The sequence below is a fragment of the Stenotrophomonas geniculata ATCC 19374 = JCM 13324 genome, assembly GCF_001431625.1.
Classification (GTDB): Bacteria; Pseudomonadota; Gammaproteobacteria; order Xanthomonadales; family Xanthomonadaceae; genus Stenotrophomonas; species Stenotrophomonas geniculata.
The window spans coordinates 1-2458 of record NZ_LLXT01000056.1 but is presented as its reverse complement, the minus strand read 5'-3'; the positions used below and the strand labels follow the sequence as shown (position 1 = coordinate 2458).

Sequence of the window (2458 nt, the reverse complement as noted above, 5' to 3'; positions counted from 1 at the left end):
CGGCGCGTGCCATCTCGTCGAAAAGCGGCTGTCCCTCGATCAGCCATTCCCGAATGATCGTGGCGCGACCGGCGCCCTTGACCTTGCCCAACCGGTCCAGAACGTCGATGCCTTCGGGCGGAAGGGACAGGTTTACGCGGGTGAGCTGGGTAGGCATGTGCAGATAATAGGTGTAACAGTGTGGAACTGCAAGCCACTCCCGAGACGCGGCTCGGGTATCACGCTGAGACAAATGTGCGGTATCACTAGCACCGCACATCAGCCCGGCCCGGCTGGCTCCCTGCGCCGTCTCCACGGCATCCCAGCGGGCGGCGACGACCGGCGGTGGCGCGCATGGCTCATACCGTCGCTTCCGCTCCGTTACGCGCCCTGCGCGCTTGAAGCGGCGGTCAGCGGCGCGCGGTGGGGATGGCGTGTGCGTGAGCTCGGTCGAACGCGGGACGGGGCGACGACACGGGCAGATCTAACCCTGTTATCCGTGGGCTGCGCCCACACCCGCGAGCGCATCCCAAATGCGATGCACCAGGTCGATTGCGTGATGCGTTACGAAACGAGGCAGGGCAGGGCTTTCAGCCCGAAAACAGCGCGCTGTGCGATGCGCCCTTTATGTTCCAGTCGCGATGGTGGCCATAGCCACGGCGTCGGCCACGGCGGACAGTCCGCCTTGCTGTCCGCCCCCGCAGCTACGGCCTCTTGATGGCGGCTGCTGCACGAAGACGGCGACGATGCCGAAGGCGGCTGCGGATGTCGGTGACGGGTTCGATGGGCCGTGCCTCGGCAACGGCCAGACGCTCGTCATCCATCATGCGACGGAACTCCCGAGCTATCTCGCAAGTGAGCGAGAGCCATGTCAGCTGGTGGGGCTCGATGACGTGATTCTCCGGCGTCACCAAGTTGCCATTCACAAACGAAAAACCAGCCCACGGGCCGGTTCCAGTCATGCTCTTTCCATCGAACGTGCGCGGCTTCGTCATGGCCGCAGATTACGCGATTCGGTGTAACTCCGGGGATGACGCGTCAACCGCAGCACCCCCCGCTTCGCAGGGGCGCAGCGGCTAAGCGACGCGTCGTGGCTCGAAATAGAGAGGTGTGCCGACAGCCCAATCAGGGACCGACACAGGGACGGCCTCCAAGACGCGATAGAGGGGCACCACGTTGGAGACTTCCTTCGGCATCAGCGTGGCGATATCAACGCCGTGCGGAAGCAATTTCGAGCGCAACCGGTAGAAGCTCGGACGGCTCATCGTCTCGCGCAAATCGTTGCCTGCTGCCCAAGCCAGATACGCGTTGTGCTGGCCCGTGGTGAGCGACGCGATGACGTCTTCCGGCAATGTGCGTGCGGTGGTCATGGTCATGCTTCCCAGTCGGTCTCGGAGTAACACCGAGGCGTCAAATGGTACACCGTCCACGTCTTTCCAAGCGGCCACCTGATCGAGGGCCATGCGCTTCAACTCCATGCTGCGGATGGTCAGCTCGGCGCGCAGTGTGCGGTCAGCCCACGCGACCGCGTGGGGCAGGTTGAGGATGGCATCTTGGCCATGGCCACGGGCGTGAATCTCCTGACCCTTGCTGTAGAGCTTGAGCGACCAGCGGCGGCTGTGCTGACCGAAATACAGGGTCGAACCCTTGACCAGCTGGCCGCGGCCACGGTGCGACAAGTGGGCGGTCTGCTCGGCGGCGCGAAGCCACGCCAGAACTTCTCCACGGCTTTGCAGGTGAAACGACTGGGTGACGTCAACGCGAGTGATCTGCACATCCCCTACAGACCACGCCAGCCGATCGAGGTCAGTGGGGGCGAGAGAGAGAACCCCGACCAAGTGCTCCATGGTGGCCATCACCAAGCCCGGAACATCGTCCGCTCCCCACAGGTTGTGGCCCTGGAAGAACTTCACCGGGTTGCCGCTGATCTCCAGGTGCGTGCAGGGGTCAACACTGCGCTGCACGGTGCGGACGGTGAGACCGCTGGAGAACGAACCCGTCACCGTTTGCCGCTTTGAGCTCATCCACTCGACGTCGCCCGAAGCGCCGACGGAGAGCACTTTTCCCGCATCGATGGGCGCGGGATGAGCGCACGGCACCACGATGGAGAGCCAATCGATCATTTGACCTTTTTCCGCATGGCGGCGCGGCGGGTAGCACGCACGTCCAGTTCGAGCTGCTCGGCCTGCTGGCCAGCGGACCGGAGAACGTCACCGATGACCTTCAGCGCGTCGATGTTGCGGCTGGAAGCCATCTCGGCGGCGCGTGCCATCTCGGCGAAAAGCGGCTGTCCCTCGATCAGCCATTCCCGAATGATCGTGGCGCGACCGGCGCCCGTGACCTTGCCCAACCGGTCCAGAACGTCGATGACTTCGGGCGGAAGGGACAGGTTTACGCGGGTGAGCTGGGTAGGCATGTGCAGAGAATAGGTGTAACAGTGTGGAACTGCAAGCTACTGCTGAGACGCGGCGTGGGTATC

3 protein-coding genes are annotated in these 2458 nt (G+C 63.8%); all 3 read right to left on the bottom strand.

Features of this window, described 5'->3' with window-relative positions:
- Window positions 1–683: 683 nt before the first annotated feature.
- The gene (locus ARC63_RS03225; RefSeq protein ID WP_057502500.1) at window positions 684–974 is read right to left on the bottom strand and encodes a DUF3653 domain-containing protein; all 291 of its coding nucleotides are present in this window, start codon (window positions 972–974) and stop codon (window positions 684–686) included.
- Between the two features lie 81 nt (window positions 975–1055).
- Window positions 1056–2102 (bottom strand): phage/plasmid replication protein, II/X family, encoded by a 1047-nt coding sequence (locus ARC63_RS03220; protein WP_057502499.1) that lies wholly within the window; start codon window positions 2100–2102, stop codon window positions 1056–1058.
- The gene (locus ARC63_RS03215; RefSeq protein WP_057502498.1) at window positions 2099–2395 is read right to left on the bottom strand and encodes a hypothetical protein; all 297 of its coding nucleotides are present in this window, start codon (window positions 2393–2395) and stop codon (window positions 2099–2101) included. The genes ARC63_RS03220 and ARC63_RS03215 overlap by 4 nt, the downstream gene beginning before the upstream one ends.
- Window positions 2396–2458 lie beyond the last annotated feature (63 nt).

Coding starts and splice junctions, on each gene's coding strand:
- ARC63_RS03225 (WP_057502500.1), bottom strand. CDS start 974: ATGACGAAGCCGCGCACGTTCGATGGAAAGAGCATGACTGGAACCGGC.
- ARC63_RS03220 (WP_057502499.1), bottom strand. CDS start 2,102: ATGATCGATTGGCTCTCCATCGTGGTGCCGTGCGCTCATCCCGCGCCC.
- ARC63_RS03215 (WP_057502498.1), bottom strand. CDS start 2,395: ATGCCTACCCAGCTCACCCGCGTAAACCTGTCCCTTCCGCCCGAAGTC.